The organism is Mycobacterium sp. TY814 (genome assembly GCF_030755175.1).
In the GTDB taxonomy this organism is placed as follows: domain Bacteria; phylum Actinomycetota; class Actinomycetes; order Mycobacteriales; family Mycobacteriaceae; genus Mycobacterium.
In genome coordinates this window covers 316,794-332,353 of record NZ_JAUFRY010000001.1, presented here as the reverse complement: position 1 = coordinate 332,353, position 15,560 = coordinate 316,794, and the positions used below count along the sequence as shown (strand labels likewise).

General features: G+C 68.2%; 16 protein-coding genes. 10 read left to right on the top strand and 6 right to left on the bottom strand.

What is annotated here, in order from left to right; all coding sequences use genetic code 11:
- The first annotated feature begins 53 nt into the window (after positions 1–53).
- From fabG1 to QXH22_RS01160, 3 genes are read left to right on the top strand one after another with little or no spacing between them, the layout of a single operon-like run.
- Positions 54–821, top strand: a complete 768-nt coding sequence (gene fabG1, locus QXH22_RS01170) for a 3-oxoacyl-ACP reductase FabG1 (protein WP_306240945.1) — start codon at positions 54–56, stop codon at positions 819–821.
- A 21-nt stretch (positions 822–842) separates the two neighbouring features.
- The gene (gene inhA / locus QXH22_RS01165; protein WP_306240943.1) at positions 843–1,652 is read left to right on the top strand and encodes an NADH-dependent enoyl-ACP reductase InhA; all 810 of its coding nucleotides are present in this window, start codon (positions 843–845) and stop codon (positions 1,650–1,652) included.
- Between the two features lie 6 nt (positions 1,653–1,658).
- Positions 1,659–2,660: a ferrochelatase gene (locus QXH22_RS01160; RefSeq protein WP_306274759.1), complete on the top strand. Its 1,002-nt coding sequence runs from the start codon at positions 1,659–1,661 to the stop codon at positions 2,658–2,660.
- On the opposite strand, the gene QXH22_RS01155 is transcribed toward QXH22_RS01160, so the two are convergent.
- A complete protein-coding gene (locus tag QXH22_RS01155; RefSeq protein ID WP_306274758.1) occupies positions 2,657–3,553 on the bottom strand; it encodes a hypothetical protein in 897 nt (298 codons plus the stop codon). The two genes, QXH22_RS01160 and QXH22_RS01155, sit on opposite strands and share 4 nt — an antisense overlap.
- A 57-nt stretch (positions 3,554–3,610) precedes the next feature.
- Here QXH22_RS01155 and QXH22_RS01150 point away from each other — a divergent pair, with 57 nt between their 5' ends.
- From QXH22_RS01150 to QXH22_RS01140, 3 genes are read left to right on the top strand one after another with little or no spacing between them, the layout of a single operon-like run.
- Entirely contained in the window at positions 3,611–4,045 is a 435-nt protein-coding gene (locus QXH22_RS01150) for an NfeD family protein (RefSeq protein WP_306240938.1), read from the top strand.
- 23 nt (positions 4,046–4,068) lie between these two features.
- Positions 4,069–5,214: an SPFH domain-containing protein gene (locus QXH22_RS01145; protein ID WP_306274757.1), complete on the top strand. Its 1,146-nt coding sequence runs from the start codon at positions 4,069–4,071 to the stop codon at positions 5,212–5,214.
- A gap of 9 nt (positions 5,215–5,223) precedes the next feature.
- A complete protein-coding gene (locus tag QXH22_RS01140; RefSeq protein ID WP_306274756.1) occupies positions 5,224–5,580 on the top strand; it encodes a DoxX family protein in 357 nt (118 codons plus the stop codon).
- Here the strand turns inward: QXH22_RS01140 and QXH22_RS01135 are convergent.
- The 3 genes from QXH22_RS01135 to QXH22_RS01125 form a co-directional block, all read right to left on the bottom strand.
- A complete protein-coding gene (locus tag QXH22_RS01135; protein ID WP_306274755.1) occupies positions 5,577–6,050 on the bottom strand; it encodes a nitroreductase family deazaflavin-dependent oxidoreductase in 474 nt (157 codons plus the stop codon). The two genes, QXH22_RS01140 and QXH22_RS01135, sit on opposite strands and share 4 nt — an antisense overlap.
- A 237-nt stretch (positions 6,051–6,287) precedes the next feature.
- Entirely contained in the window at positions 6,288–6,788 is a 501-nt protein-coding gene (locus tag QXH22_RS01130; protein ID WP_306240933.1) for a hypothetical protein, read from the bottom strand.
- 73 nt (positions 6,789–6,861) lie between these two features.
- Positions 6,862–7,146, bottom strand: a complete 285-nt coding sequence (locus QXH22_RS01125; RefSeq protein ID WP_306240932.1) for a hypothetical protein — start codon at positions 7,144–7,146, stop codon at positions 6,862–6,864.
- A 77-nt stretch (positions 7,147–7,223) separates the two neighbouring features.
- Between QXH22_RS01125 and QXH22_RS01120 the strand changes: the two genes are divergently transcribed.
- Positions 7,224–7,934 (top strand): response regulator transcription factor, encoded by a 711-nt coding sequence (locus QXH22_RS01120; protein ID WP_306240931.1) that lies wholly within the window; start codon positions 7,224–7,226, stop codon positions 7,932–7,934.
- Entirely contained in the window at positions 7,931–9,439 is a 1,509-nt protein-coding gene (locus tag QXH22_RS01115) for a HAMP domain-containing sensor histidine kinase (protein WP_306240930.1), read from the top strand. The genes QXH22_RS01120 and QXH22_RS01115 overlap by 4 nt, the downstream gene beginning before the upstream one ends.
- Positions 9,440–9,504: 65 nt before the next feature.
- Here QXH22_RS01115 and QXH22_RS01110 read toward each other — a convergent pair whose 3' ends face one another.
- Positions 9,505–10,353, bottom strand: a complete 849-nt coding sequence (locus QXH22_RS01110) for a S1 family peptidase (RefSeq protein ID WP_306240929.1) — start codon at positions 10,351–10,353, stop codon at positions 9,505–9,507.
- 31 nt (positions 10,354–10,384) lie between these two features.
- Positions 10,385–11,155 carry a TVP38/TMEM64 family protein gene (locus tag QXH22_RS01105; protein ID WP_306274754.1) on the bottom strand — a complete coding sequence of 257 codons (771 nt, stop codon included), beginning with the start codon at positions 11,153–11,155 and terminating at the stop codon, positions 10,385–10,387.
- Positions 11,156–11,347: 192 nt separating this feature from the next.
- On the opposite strand from QXH22_RS01105, the gene mutA reads away from it, so the two are divergent.
- Together mutA and scpA are read left to right on the top strand one after the other, a co-directional pair.
- A complete protein-coding gene (gene mutA, locus QXH22_RS01100; protein ID WP_306274753.1) occupies positions 11,348–13,207 on the top strand; it encodes a methylmalonyl-CoA mutase small subunit in 1,860 nt (619 codons plus the stop codon).
- A gap of 2 nt (positions 13,208–13,209) precedes the next feature.
- A complete protein-coding gene (scpA, locus tag QXH22_RS01095) occupies positions 13,210–15,462 on the top strand; it encodes a methylmalonyl-CoA mutase (RefSeq protein WP_306274752.1) in 2,253 nt (750 codons plus the stop codon).
- The last annotated feature ends 98 nt before the right edge of the window (positions 15,463–15,560 follow it).

The window sequence follows — 15,560 nt, the reverse complement described above, 5'->3', positions numbered from 1 at the left end:
CCGTCCCCAGGCCCAATTTCGGCCGCAAAGCCCCGAGGCGCTAGGTTGTCGGGGTGACTGACACAGCCACCGACACCACGAGCGAGGCCGCCACCGAGGGCGGCAGACCCCCTTTCGTATCCCGTTCAGTCCTGGTCACCGGCGGAAACCGGGGGATCGGCCTGGCGATCGCGCAGCGGCTGGCCGCCGACGGCCACAAGGTAGCCGTCACGCACCGCGGATCGGGCGCGCCCGAGGGTCTGTTCGCCGTCGAGTGTGACGTCACCGACAACGACGCCGTCGACCGCGCCTTCAAGGAGGTCGAGGAGCACCAGGGCCCGGTCGAGGTGCTGGTCTCCAACGCCGGTCTGTCCGCGGACGCGTTCCTCATCCGGATGACCGAAGAGCGGTTTGAGAAGGTCATCGACGCCAACCTCACCGGCGCCTTCCGGGTGACCCAGCGCGCCGCACGCAGCATGCAGCGCAAGAAGTTCGGCCGGCTGATCTACATCGGGTCGGTCTCCGGCAGCTGGGGCATCGGCAACCAGGCCAACTACGCGGCTTCCAAGGCCGGTGTGATCGGGATGGCGCGCTCGATAGCCCGGGAGCTGTCGAAGGTCAACGTGACCGCGAATGTGGTCGCGCCGGGCTACATCGACACGGACATGACCCGTGCCCTGGACGAGCGGATCCAGGAGGGCGCATTGCAATTCATCCCGGCGAAACGGGTGGGCACCGCTGCCGAGGTCGCCGGGGTGGTCAGCTTCCTGGCGTCGGAGGACGCGAGCTACATCTCCGGTGCGGTCATCCCGGTCGACGGCGGCATGGGCATGGGCCACTAGAAGCAAAGAGGGGACGAAATAATGGCAGGACTGCTCGAAGGCAAACGGATCCTGGTGTCCGGGATCATCACCGACTCGTCGATCGCGTTCCACATCGCCAAAGTCGCTCAGGAGCAGGGCGCTTCGCTGGTGTTGACGGGATTCGACCGGCTGCGGCTGATCCAGCGGATCTGCGACCGGCTTCCGGAGAAGGCGCCGTTGATCGAACTCGACGTGCAGAACCAGGACCACCTGGACAGTCTGGCTGCCCGGGTGACCGAGGTCATCGGCGAGGGCAACAAGCTCGACGGTGTCGTGCACTCGATCGGGTTCATGCCGCAGAGCGGGATGGGTATCAACCCGTTCTTCGACGCGCCCTACGAGGACGTGTCCAAGGGCATCCACATCTCCGCGTACTCGTACGCATCCTTGGCAAAAGCGTTGCTGCCGATCATGAATCCGGGCGGCGGCATCGTCGGCATGGACTTCGACCCCACCCGCGCGATGCCGGCCTACAACTGGATGACGGTTGCCAAGAGCGCACTGGAATCGGTCAACCGGTTCGTCGCGCGCGAGGCGGGTAAGTACGGCGTGCGTTCGAACCTCGTTGCGGCAGGGCCGATCCGGACGCTGGCCATGGCCGCTATCGTCGGCGGTGCGCTGGGCGACGAAGCGGGTGCCCAGATCCAGCTGCTCGAAGAGGGCTGGGACCAGCGCGCGCCGATCGGCTGGAACATGAAGGATCCGACCCCGGTCGCCAAGACGGTGTGCGCGCTGCTGTCTGAATGGCTCCCGGCGACCACGGGTGACATCATCTACGCCGACGGCGGCGCCCACACTCAGTTGCTCTGACACACAATGCAATTCGATGCGGTCTTGCTGCTGTCGTTCGGCGGACCGGAAGGGCCCGAACAGGTCCGGCCGTTCCTCGAGAACGTCACCCGCGGCAGGAATGTGCCGCCGGAACGCCTCGATGACGTCGCCGAGCACTACCTGCATTTCGGCGGTGTCTCACCGATCAACGGCATCAACCGTGCGCTGATAGCCGAGTTGCAGAGGCAGCAGGACCTGCCGGTGTACTTCGGCAACAGGAACTGGGCGCCTTACATCGAGGACACCGTTGCGGCTATGCGGGACAACGGTATCCGCCGTGCGGCCACCTTCACCACCTCGGCGTGGAGTGGCTACTCCAGCTGCACCCAGTACGTCGAGGACATCGCCCGGGCGCGCGCGGCAGCCGGTTCCGGGGCACCGGAGCTGGTCAAGCTGCGCACCTACTTCGACCACCCGCTGTTCGTCGGGATGTTCGCCGAGGCGGTCACCACGGCCGCCGCGACGGTGCCCCCGGGCGCGCGCCTGGTCTTCACCGCCCATTCCATCCCCACCGGCGCCGACCAGCGTTGCGGGCCGAACCTTTACAGTCGCCAAGTCGCCTATGCGGCAAGGCTTGTCGCCGAGGCGGCCGGGTACGCCGAACACGACCTGGTGTGGCAGTCACGTTCCGGACCGCCGCAGGTGCCGTGGCTGGAGCCGGATGTCGGCGACCATCTCGCGGCGCTCGCCGGTGCCGGCACCGAAGCCATCGTCGTCTGTCCCATCGGGTTCGTCGCCGACCACATCGAGGTGGTCTGGGATCTCGATCATGAACTGCGCCTGCAGGCCGACGAATTGGGCGTCGCTTTGGCGCGCGCCGGCACACCCAACGCCGATCCTCGATTCGCAAGGCTGGCAATCGATTTGATCGACGAACTGCGCGACGGCCGAGAGCCGGTGCGGGTCACCGGTCCCGGCCCGGTGCCGGGCTGTCTGGGCAGTGTCGACGGCGCCCCGTGCCGTCCACCGCACTGCGCAGCCGGCTAGTCAGTCCACGCCGAGTGGAGGATGGCATCGACCGCGGCCATCCGGGCTGAGCGCACCACGGCAGTCAACGGCCGCAACGCATCGTTGGCGATCTGACCCTCTGAGGACGATTGGGTGCCAACGAGTTCCGGCGCGGCGGTCATCCGGTCGGGCAGCCGGCTGAGCCCGGCGCTGACGGCGATGATTGCGTCGACATGTGCCGCGTTCTCCAGCACGCGCAGCGCACGTGATGGTGCATGATCGGGAACCCGGTGCTGGCGTTGGGATTCCATCAACTGTTCGACCAGTTCGCGTGGATTGTCGACGCCGCTGGACGATCCCAGTCCCATCGCACTCAGCGCGTCGGCGGCCGACCGCACGGCTGACCGCAGGTCGTATTCGGCACCGCCGAGATCGTGGTAGTCGAAGGCCGGAGGGCCGGGCAGCGAGTACACCATCCAGGTGAGCGCACACAATTCGGGCTCCGAGACTTCGTGGCCGTCTTCGGTATCGCTGTAGGTGAAATCGGGCACCAGGCCGATCGCCGTCTGAGGATCGGTCGGATGGCTGATGATCACGGCCTCACCGGCGGTCAGTGCGTCGGTGGCGAACTGCGTTCCGGCGAAAAGCCCCCGCACGTCACCGGGTACCGGCAGCACCACGTTGATCGAGCCGCGGAGCGAAGACGTGGAGCGGCCAACCGCCCCACGCAGTGTCTGCAGCAGACACACCGTACCGGCATCGTTGACATCAGGCCAGGGCAGGCCGGTGTGACCCGCCGCGACCGCATCATACGCGGCGACCGATTGCCTTGGCGCCCAAAGTGATAACGCGTCCAAGACGTCGTCGGGCGCGGCCTTGCCGGCGAGCCAGGCGTTGGCCCACATGGACAGCGAAACACTTGGGCACCACATGACCTCGCAGTGTAGTTGTTCACCGACATCAAGGTGGATCGCGCGTATTCTGTGCCCATGCCCGCCGCGCTGATCTGGTTGATCGCCGCACTGGTGCTGGCCGGTGCCGAAGCGCTCACCGGAGACATGTTTCTGCTGATGCTGGGCGGTGGCGCGCTGGCCGCGGCCGGCGCCAGCTGGCTGACCGACTGGCCGGTGTGGGCCGACGGACTGGTGTTTCTGATCGTCTCTGTGCTGCTGCTTTCCGTGGTTCGCCCGACCCTCAGGCGGCGGCTGCTGCCGGCGAAAGTTCCGCCAATGGGCATCAAGGCGCTGGAGGGCAAGAATGCGGTGGTCCTCGACCGGGTCGCCCGGGATGAGGGACGGGTGAAGCTGGACGGCCAGATGTGGACGGCGCGCCCGCTCAACGACACCGACGTCTACGAACCCGGACAGTCGGTCACCGTGGTGAGGATCGACGGGGCCACCGCGGTGGTGTTTCAGAGTATGTAGGGCTTTCGAGAAAGGGAATCCCGGTGGAAGGTGCGGTAGCTGGTCTGGTGTTGCTGGCCGTTCTGGTGATCTTCGCGATCATTGTGGTGGCCAAGTCGGTGGCGTTGATCCCGCAGGCCGAGGCGGCGGTCATTGAGCGGCTGGGCCGTTATAGCCGCACGGTCAGCGGTCAGCTGACTTTGTTGGTGCCGTTCATCGACCGCATCCGGGCACGGGTGGACCTGCGGGAGCGCGTGGTCTCCTTCCCGCCGCAGCCCGTCATTACCGAGGACAACCTGACCCTCAACATCGACACCGTCGTCTACTTCCAGGTCACCGTGCCGCAGGCGGCGGTCTACGAGATCAGCAACTACATCGTCGGGGTCGAGCAGCTGACCACCACTACGTTGCGCAACGTGGTCGGCGGCATGACCCTCGAGCAGACCCTGACGTCGCGCGACCAGATCAATGCCCAGTTGCGTGGCGTGCTCGACGAGGCGACCGGCCGGTGGGGCCTGCGAGTCGCCCGCGTGGAGCTGCGCAGCATCGACCCGCCGCCGTCCATCCAGGCGTCGATGGAAAAGCAGATGAAGGCCGACCGTGAGAAGCGCGCGATGATCCTCACCGCCGAAGGCACCCGACAGGCCGCAATCATGCAGGCAGAAGGCCAGAAAGCGTCCCAGATCCTGGCCGCTGAGGGCGCCAAGCAGGCCGCGATCCTGTCCGCCGAAGCCGACCGGCAGTCCCGGGTGCTGCGCGCCCAGGGTGAGCGCGCCGCGGCCTATCTGCGTGCCCAGGGTGAGGCCAAAGCCATCGAGAAGACGTTTGCCGCGATCAAAGCCGGTCGGCCCACACCCGAGATGCTGGCCTACCAGTACCTGCAGACCCTGCCGGAGATGGCCCGCGGCGACGCGAACAAGGTGTGGGTGGTGCCCAGCGATTTCAATGCGGCGTTGCAGGGCTTCACCCGCATGCTGGGCAAGCCCGGTGAGGACGGGGTGTTCCGGTTCGAACCGTCTCCCGTCGACGAGCCGCCGCGGCATGCCGCTGATGCCGAGGACGCCGAGGTCGCGGACTGGTTCTCCACTGAAACCGACCCGACCGTCGCTCAGGCGGTCGCCAAGGCCGAGGCGATCGCGAACAAGCCGGTAGACCGGCCGCTGGGCGCGCCCCCGGAGTTGCGTCAATAGGATCAGGGGATGAGCACTCTGACTTCACCGAAAACCTATGCGGCGCTGGCAACTTTTCATGCCGTCGACGCGGTAGCGTGCGCCGTCCAGGTGCCCCCGATCAAGAAGGTGCTGGACACCGTCGAAGTTCCGGACAACGTGCGGCCCGTTCTGCCCGTGGTCAAGGCCGCCGCCGCGGTGGGGCTGGCGTCGGTCACCCGCTTCCCGGGGTTGGCCCGGCTGACGACGGCGATGCTCACCCTCTATTTCGTGCTGGCTGTGGGCGCTCACATCCGGGTGCGGGACAAGGTGGCCAACGCTGCACCGGCGGTGGCGTTCCTCGCGCTGTTCGCGGCGATGGCGGCGAAGGGCCCCGAGGACAGTTAGTCGAGCCGCAGCTCGACCATCGGCAGCGGGGCGCCGGTGTCGGTGATCGGCGCGCCGAGTGTCTCCGCCAGCACATGCTTGAACTGCTGCCACGCCCGAGGATGACGGTCGCGGTACCGCGCCAGTACCCGGTCCACCTCGTCAGGGTTGAGGATCCGTGCGGTAGCGGGTGCCGGCGCATGGCTGCCGACGAAGACCCGCACGTGCGGGTTGGCTTCAATGTTGCGGAACCACTGGGCTTTTCGCCCGAATCCCGAGGGGACTACGTAGCTGCCGGGCGCGGGACGGTCGACGACCTCCAGCACGACGTAGCGTGGCCGCCCGGACTTGCGGCCGATGTGCTCGAGCATGAGTGTGCGGGATCCGAACAGTGCCCCGGCTCGCGCCCGGTAGATCCAGATCGGCGCGCGCACCAGGTGGCGCGAGCGCAACAGCCATGCCCCGGTCCGGGCGAATGCGTGAGATGTCATCGCAAGCCTCCCCTCTAATCGAGGATGCCACGCGCCCTGCATCACGCCGCGAGCGTGCAGGTAGGTACAACGACACGCCGTTGGGCGTGGCATTGTGTGCACGCTCGCGCCAATGGGGAGGGTCGCACCAGCGGGGCGGGTCGCACCGCCGCGCCAGCGGGGAGGGTCGTGCCGCCGCGCATACCCGCGACCGGCGAGGGTGCGCACCGTGCGCACCCTCGCCGGTCTGGGGACTGACTACCGCGGGGCCGTGGGGGACGGGCTCGGGCCGGCTGACGGAGGCGCCGGCACCTGACCCGGTGCAGGCGGCGGCTGTCCACCCGGTCCGCCTGGCCCCATCGGAGGCGGTCCGCCGGGGAATGGCGGCCGCAAGCCGGGGCCACCCGGTCCCATCGGCGGTGCCATGCCCAGCGGGCCTTTCGGTGCGGCCATCGGCCCGCCGGGACCGCCCGGTCCCCCCGGTCCGCCTGGGCCGCCCGGCGGGAAGCCGTAGTGCGACATCCCGGGCGGGCCGAATCCGGGTCCTGGCGGTGGCGGGGGAGGCCCGAAACCGAACGCCATGATCAGAAAGGCGGCGCCGGCGGTGAAGACTGCGCCGAAAAGCCCGCCGAGCAGCCCCGCGCCGAGCACCACGCGGGTGGAGAAGCGGCGTTTGTCCGCAGCGACGGGTGCAACGGGTGCAACGGGTGCTGAAGACGGGGCGGCAGCGGGATCAGTCGTGTTGTCGTCGGAGGTCATGCGACTCCTCACGTCGTTGGATGAGTTGGTAACCGCGACGGTAGAAGCCGAACTTGAAGTGGATCTGAAGAAATCAGGGCGGCCCGGGTGGTCCGGGCAGCGCGGGCCGCTCGGGTAGCAGCCCGGGCGACGTCGATGTCGGCACCACGCTCGACAACGCCGGGGGCGGGGTCGGTACAGCAGACGAGAACTGGGGGTAGGGCGGCGGGGGTAGTTCGACGCGAACCGTGAAGACCAGGCCGGTCACCGCGAATGCGGCAGCCGCGCCGATTGCTACGCCGGCCAGGCCGGCGCCCACCAGCGCGCCGGTGGAATACCGTCGAGCTGGTGCTGGGGGGTTGGTGCGGTCGGAGGTCATGTGTGGATTGTGCGCCGTCACCGCGAAAACGGCGCCAAATTCGCGGCCACGTCGTGGTCGCGCATAAGAATGGGGGCATGACGGACAGCCGAACGGCGACGGATCAGTTCAGTGTCGGCACTCCCCGGGTATTGGTGGTCGAGGACTCCGAGACCATCCGCGAAATGGTCAGCGAGGCCCTGGCCGACGTCGGCTATCACACCGACACCCGTTGCGACGGTGAGGGATTGGAGGAAGCGCTGGCGGGCCTTCGTCCCGATCTGGTGGTGCTGGACGTGATGCTGCCGGGCCGGGACGGATTCGAACTCATCGACGTCGTGCGCGACTACGGTGACGTCGGAATCGTGTTGATCACGGCGCGTGACGGTCTGCCCGACCGGCTGCGCGGCCTCGACGGCGGTGCCGACGATTACGTCGTCAAACCCTTCGAACTCGCCGAGCTGGTGTCACGGGTGGGCGCGGTACTGCGGCGACGGGGACGCCTGCCGAAAGTGGTGCAGTTCGGCGACGTGATCCTCGACGCCGACGCCGGGGTGGCGGCGCGCGACGGACACCCGCTGGACCTCACCGCCACCGAATTGCGGCTGCTGCAGTTCCTGGTCGAACAGCGCGGCCGGATCGTCAGCGCCAACCAGATCCTGAACGCGGTGTGGGGTTACGACGCCTACGACGCGAATCTGGTGCAGGTCCACGTCAGCAGCCTGCGGCGCAAACTCGAAACCCACGGGCCACGGATTCTGCAGACCGTGCGCGGCATCGGATACCGCCTGCAGCCGCAGCGATCATGACCGCCGACCCCACCACCGCCACCCCGTCGCTGCAGCGTCGGGTGGTGCTGCTGGTGGTGGCGCTGCTCGGCGTGCTGCTGGCGGTGCTCGGCGTGACCATCGATGTCACGCTGGGCATGCAGGCCCGCCGCGACTTGCACGACCGGTTGCTCGCAGCGACGTCGAGGGCCGATGCACTGGTGGCCGCCAACACGCCGCCCGATCTGCTCGCCGCGCAGCTCAACGGGGGCACCGTGCGCGCCCTGGTGGTCATGGCCGACGGAGCCACCTACGGCGATCCCGGCATCAGCCCCGACACAAAAGCCGGTTCGGTGGTGCCGCCGCCGGGGTTTCCACCCCCACTCGGTCGCCCGCCGGGGCCGTTGCCGATCCCGCCGTCGGGCCCGGATTCGGGGCCGCCGATGATGCCCCCGCCACCGCCGCCCGGACCGCCGCCCGACGGCAGTGCCACCGTGGTGGTGCACCCGTTGCCCGACGGCGCCCGCTTGATCCTGGTTGCGGACACCACGCAGACCACCCAGGTGACCCGGCAGCTGCGACAGTTGATGATCGGCGCCGGGTTGGTGACGCTTGTGGTGGCGGCGCTGTTGCTCGTCGCCGTCAGCAAGGCCGCGTTGCGGCCGTTGGATCGATTGACCACGCTGGCCGGGGACATTGCCACCGGTGATCGTGGCCGGCGGCTGCGCCCGTCTCGGGCTGACACCGAATTGGGCAGAGCGGCAACCGCTTTCGACGGCATGCTGGATGCGCTGGAAGATTCGGAGTTGCGTGCGCAGCAGGCGGCCGAAGCCGCACAGCGGGCCGAAGCCGCGACCCGGCAGTTCCTGGTCGACGCCGCGCACGAGTTGCGCACCCCGATCGCGGGTATGCAAGCCGCCGCAGAACAACTCGCCGCCCACGAGAGCGAGTCGGAGGCGAGTGCGCAGTACCGGCGGGCCAGCCTGCTGCAGTCCGATGCCCGGCGTGCGGGCCGGCTGGTCGCAGACATGCTGGACCTGAGCCGTATCGACGCCGGACTGCCGCTCGATATCCACGACACCGACGTCGCGGCCGTCGCCGACGCCGAGGTGCAGCGGGCCGCGATGCTGGCGCCGCAGCTCTCGGTCGCGCGGACCGGCCTCGAGCAGCTGACGGTCCCGGCGGACCCGACCCGGGTGGCGCAGATCCTGTCCAACCTGCTGGACAACGCGCGGCGGCACACGCCCGCGGATGGCGCTGTGACGGTCGACGTGAGTGCGGATGCGGCGGCGGCACAGCTGACCGTCACCGACACCGGACCGGGCATACCCGACGACGAGCGGCACCGCATTTTCGAGCGGTTGGTGCGTCTGGACGCGGGGCGCGCCCGCGACCACGGCGGCGCCGGGCTCGGACTCCCGATCGCGCGCGCGTTGGCCCGGGCGCACGGCGGTGACCTGGTATGCCTACCGCACGACGGCGGCGCCCGGTTCCGGCTGAGTCTGCCACTGGGCAGGCTGCCCGGGTCCATGTCGAGATTGCAGTGACGGCTGTGCATTGGGCAAACCGCACAACCGTGGTGGCAATCTCGCCGTCAGAGGAAAGGGGCGCGTCAGCCCGTCACCACCGTCAGCCCCCACTGATCGAGCCACGGCCGCACCAATTCGGCAACGGAAAACGTTGCGGGAATTGAGCATCCAGGGTTCGGGTCATTCATTCGCCCGCCGCGGATGTGTATTCCGACCGCCGCCGCGCCGTCGGGCTGGATGAGGTAGACGGGTCCGCCGGAGTCGCCACACTGGCTGGCCGCCAGAAAGACCACCTTGCTCTCGGTGACCTCGGTGACCTGTCCGCATTCGACCCGGCCCGTCTTCATGCCGAATTTGCACAGCTGCTGACCGACCTGCACCGCGTCGGCAACGCGGGCGACCGGCATCGAGCCGGCTATCGAGGCGCTGCGGGGGATGGTGTCGGAGTCGAGGGTGATCAGACCGATGTCGTGCGCCTCGCCGCGCGTGCCCTCGCTGACGGTCTGGGTGAACGTCCCGACGCTCTGGTACGGACGGGCGCCGGAGTTCATGCTCACCCGGCTGGCCTCACCGGCCTTGTTGCAGTGCCCCGCGGTGAGCAGTCCGGTGTCGCCGCCGGTGGTCCGCACGAGAAACCCTGCTGTACAGGCCATTCCGCCGGTCCCGTCGGCGAAGGCGACAGCGACCGCGGTGCCTGGTCCGATCGTGGGCAATGGGGGCAGGTCGACGAGGGGTTGCGCGACGGGCCTGCGGACTCCGGGCAGAAAGATGGCGGCCACGAACGCTGCCGTGCTCAGCAGCGCGACGATCGACAGTCGCCAGCTGTAGGCGCGCGACTGTCCACGCGCGAGCAACGGCCACAACGCGACCACCGCCGATACCAACGCGCCGGCCAGCAGTGCCACCGTGCGCAAAAACTGCGCCTGAGACATCAGAACCGACCCTGCGCGGCCAGCCCAGCCGTCAGGGCGTCACCGCCGGTTCTTGCTCGGGCTCGGAGACCGGCGCCGGCTCCGCCGTGTGCCGGTGGTGCTGCCGGTACTGGTGGATCTCGTAACCCAGCCCGCACAACCCGAGCGCGCCGGTGCACACCGACACCAGCACCATCAGCGGGTTGGCGTCGCCGGCGAACGCGTTGCCCAGGATGACGACGGCCGCGGTGCCGGGCAGCAGGCCGGCGATCGTGGACCACATGTAGGGCATCACCCGCACGGCCGAGGCGCCGGCGGCGTAGTTGATCGCCGAGAACGGCACGAAAGGAATGAACCGCAGCGACAGGATGGCCAGCCACCCCCGCTCCCGCAGTCGCTGGTCGAGCCGTCCGATCGTGCGGCTTTGCACCAGGCGGTTGAGCCGCCAGCCCGTCGCGCGGATCAGCAGCGTCGCCAGCACGGCGCTGGCGGTGCTCGCGGTCACCGCGATCAGCACGCCGACCACCGGACCGAACAGCAGGCCGGCCGCCAGCGTGAATGCGGTGCGGGGGAACGGCGGCACGGTGACGACGGTGTGCACGAGCCAGAACACCAGCGGGAACCACGGCCCCAGCGAGCGGGCCCAGTCACGCATTTCCACCGCTGTCGGTAGCGGAACCAGCAGTGCGACGGCCACCAGAACTGTGATTCCCACCGCGGTTGCCACCACTCGCGGCACCGATGCCTGTCGTGCGGCCGCGAGCAGAGCAATGGCGATGCCGCGCACCGTATCGGTGGTTTTGCTGATGGCGGCGGTCGTCACGGGTTCCAAGGGTACGGGGCGAAAATGAATATCGAGTTTCCCAGGGCTGGCGTTTCGCCGGCGCGGTGTTCCGCTCGGCGGCACCTCGATTCCTGGATTCCGCTGCCGATCAATTAGCCTGATTAGCTAAGCGACAACCCGGAAGTGAGCCTCAACAAGACTGCTTATTGCTGCGGAAACAGGAGCAAATCGGTGTCCATTGACGTACCCGAACTCGCCGACCTAGAACAGGTTCGCGGGCGCTGGCGCAGTGCAGTTGCCGGTGTGTTGGCCAAGAGCGCGCGGATCGACCCGGCCGAGTTGGGCGACCACCCCGAAGAGCGCTTGGAGACCCCGACCTACGACGGGTTCGTCATCCGGCCGCTGTACACCGCGTTCGACGAACTGCCCGAGCCGCCACTGCCGGGCCACTGGCCCTTCGTGCGCGGCGGCGACCCGTCGCGCGACGTGAAGTCCGGCTGGAAGGTCGTCGAAGCGTTTCCGCTGCCCGGCGCGCCCGTCGCGGAGGCCAATGGCGCGCTGCTGGCCGCGCTGGGTGAAGGAGTCAGCGGACTGCTGCTGCGGGTGGGGGAGTCCGGTGTGGCTCCCGACCAGCTGGCAGGGCTGCTCGAAGGCGTCTATCTGAGCATGGCCCCGGTCATCATCGACGCCGGAGCCGATTACGTAGCGGCCGCGGACGCCATGCTGGCGCTGGTGGGGCAGGTCGAGGCGGACCAGCGCGCGACCGTGTCGGTCGACCTGGGCGCCGACCCGCTCACCGCGACGCTGAGCGAACGCGCCGCACCGACACTGGACGACGTGATCGCGGTGGCGAAACGCGCCGCGGATCAGCAGGGTGTACGGGCGGTCACCGTCGACGGACCCGCCTTCCACAACCTGGGTGCCACCGCCGCGTGGGAACTCGGCGCGACGATCGCCGCGGCGGTCGCCTATCTGCGGGAGCTCACCGAAGCCGGGTTGCCGGTAGGGCAGGCGCTGCGCCAGATCAGCTTCCGGCTCGCCGCCGACGACGACCAGTTCATGACGCTGGCCAAGATGCGCGCCGTGCGACAGTTGTGGGCCCGCGTCGCCGAGGTAGCGGGCGATCCCGACGGCGGCGCAGCGGTCGTGCACGCGGAGACATCGCTGCCGATGATGACGCAGCGCGACCCTTGGGTGAACATGCTGCGCTGCACGCTGGCGGCCTTCGGCGCGGGTGTGGGCGGCGCCGACACCGTGCTGGTCTACGCGTTCGACGTGTCCATCCCCGGTGGCTGGCCGGGCACGGCCACCAGCTTCGCGCGCCGCATCGCCCGCAACACCCAGTTGCTGCTGCTCGAGGAGTCGCACGTCGGGCGGGTGCTCGACCCGGCCGGCGGCTCGTGGTTCGTCGAGGACCTCACCAGGCAGCTGGCCGAGCGGGCGTGGGAACACTTCCAGGCCATCGAGTCCCGAGGTGGATTCGTCGACGCCCACGATTTTCTGGCCGGCGAGATCGGTTCGCTGGCCGCCCGGCGCGCCGACGACATCGCGCACCGCCGGATCGCGATCACCGGCGTCAACGAATTCCCGAACCTCGGCGAAGCTCCGCTGCCACAGGGTGATTCGCTCGGCAGGGCTGGGCAACTGCGGCGTTACGCCGCTGAGTTCGAGGCGCTGCGCGACCGCTCCGACGCCTACCTCGCGGAGCACGACCACCGGCCGCAGGTGTTGCTACTGCCGATGGGTCCGCTGGCCGAACACAACATCCGCACCACCTTTGCCGCAAACCTGTTGGCATCCGGTGGTATTGAAGCGATCAACCCCGGCACCGTCGACGCCGCGGGCGTCGCACAGGCCGCCCTGGCAGCGGGGTCTCCCACGGCGGCGGTGATCTGCGGAACCGACAAGCGCTATCCCGACGAGGTTTCCGGTGTGGTGCAGGCCGCCCGCGATGCCGGAATCGAACGGGTGTACCTGGCCGGGCCCGAAAAAGCCGTGGGCGATGCCGAATATCGGCCCGACGAGTATTTGACCGCGAAAATCAATGCAGTCGAAGCGCTTTCGAGTCTGCTCACCAGATTGGGGGCATAACGGTGACGGCTACAGTTCCTTCAATCGGAAGCTTCGCCGACGTTCCGCTGCACAGCGACCGGCCCTTGCCGAAGCCCACCGAGGCGGCGGTCGAAGAGCACGTCGCCGCGGCAGCAAAAGCCCACTGGTACACCCCCGACCAGCTGCAGTGGCAGACCCCGGAGGGCATCGACGTCAAGCCGGTATACATCGCCGAAGACCGTGCCGCGGCCGGTGAAGAAGGCTATCCACTCAACACGTTCCCCGGTGAGGTGCCCTTCCTTCGCGGGCCCTACCCGACCATGTATGTCAACCAGCCGTGGACAATCCGGCAGTACGCGGGGTTCTCCACCGCCGCCGAATCCAACGCTTTCTATCGCCGCAACCTGGCCGCGGGCCAGAAGGGTCTGTCGGTGGCCTTCGACCTGGCGACTCACCGCGGCTACGACTCCGACCACCCGCGCGTCCAGGGTGACGTCGGAATGGCCGGTGTGGCAATCGATTCCATCCTCGACATGCGCCAGCTATTCGACGGCATCGACCTGTCGTCGGTGTCGGTGTCGATGACCATGAACGGCGCGGTGCTGCCGATCCTGGCGTTGTATGTGGTGGCCGCCGAGGAGCAGGGGGTGCCGCCGGAGAAGCTGGCCGGCACCATCCAGAACGACATCCTCAAAGAGTTCATGGTCCGCAACACCTATATCTACCCGCCCAAGCCGTCGATGCGGATCATCTCTGACATCTTTGCCTACACCAGCGCCAAGATGCCGAAGTTCAACTCCATCTCGATCTCCGGCTACCACATCCAAGAGGCCGGCGCCACAGCCGATTTGGAGCTGGCCTACACCCTGGCCGACGGTGTCGAGTACATCAAGGCGGGCCTGGATGCCGGCCTGGACATCGACAAGTTCGCCCCGCGACTGTCCTTCTTCTGGGGGATCGGGATGAACTTCTTCATGGAGGTCGCCAAACTCCGGGCCGGGCGGCTGCTGTGGAGCGAGCTGGTGGCCAAGTTCGATCCCAAGAGCTCCAAATCGCTGTCCCTGCGCACCCATTCGCAAACCTCGGGCTGGTCGCTGACGGCTCAGGATGTGTTCAACAACGTCGCCCGCACCTGCATCGAGGCGATGGCCGCCACCCAGGGCCACACCCAGTCGTTGCACACCAACGCACTCGACGAGGCGCTGGCGCTGCCCACCGACTTCTCCGCCCGTATCGCGCGCAACACCCAGTTGGTGTTGCAGCAGGAATCGGGCACCACCCGGCCGATCGACCCCTGGGCGGGTTCGTATTACGTGGAGTGGCTGACTCATCAGCTGGCCCAGAAGGCGCGGGCGCACATCGAGGAGGTCGCCGAGCACGGCGGCATGGCCCAGGCCATCGGCGAAGGCATCCCGAAGCTGCGCATCGAGGAAGCGGCCGCGCGGACCCAGGCCCGCATCGACTCCGGCCAGCAGCCGGTGATCGGGGTCAACAAGTATCAGGTGGTCGAGGACCAAGAGATCGAGGTCCTCAAGGTCGAGAACAGCCGGGTGCGCGCCGAGCAGTTGGCCAAGCTGGAGCAGTTGCGGGCAGACCGGGACGCGGGGGCCGTCGAGGCGGCTCTGGCCGAGCTGAGTCGTGCAGCCGCCGCACAAGGTCCTGCCGGTGATGACGGGCTGGGCAACAACCTGATGGCGCTGGCCATCAACGCGGCCCGCGCCAAGGCGACCGTGGGGGAGATTTCCGACGCGCTGGAAAAGGTCTACGGACGCCACCAGGCTGAGATCCGCACCATCGCCGGCGTCTACCGTGACGAGGTGGGAACGGCCCCGAACATCGCCAAAGCAACCGAACTCGTCGAGAAATTCGCCGAGGCCGACGGCCGTCGTCCCAGGATCCTGATCGCCAAGATGGGCCAGGACGGACACGACCGCGGTCAGAAGGTGATCGCGACGGCGTTCGCCGACATCGGGTTCGACGTGGACGTCGGGTCGCTGTTCTCCACGCCGGACGAGGTCGCCCGGCAGGCCGCCGACAACGACGTGCACGTCGTCGGGGTGTCCTCGCTGGCCGCGGGCCACCTCACGCTGGTGCCGGCGTTGCGCGACGCGCTGGCCGAGGTGGGACGTCCAGACATCATGATCGTGGTCGGCGGGGTCATTCCGCCCGGCGACTTCGACGAGCTGTATGAAGCCGGTGCCGCCGCCATCTACCCGCCGGGGACCGTGATCGCCGACTCCGCGATCGGCCTGCTGCACAAGCTGGCCGACCGACTGGGGTATGACCTGGACTAGTGTGCGGAATGCCACAACTTTCACGCCTGTCTCAGGAGCCACGCCGTACTCGCGCGCGCGACGTTGAGTTCTCGCCGAGACTGCAACGACGCACACTT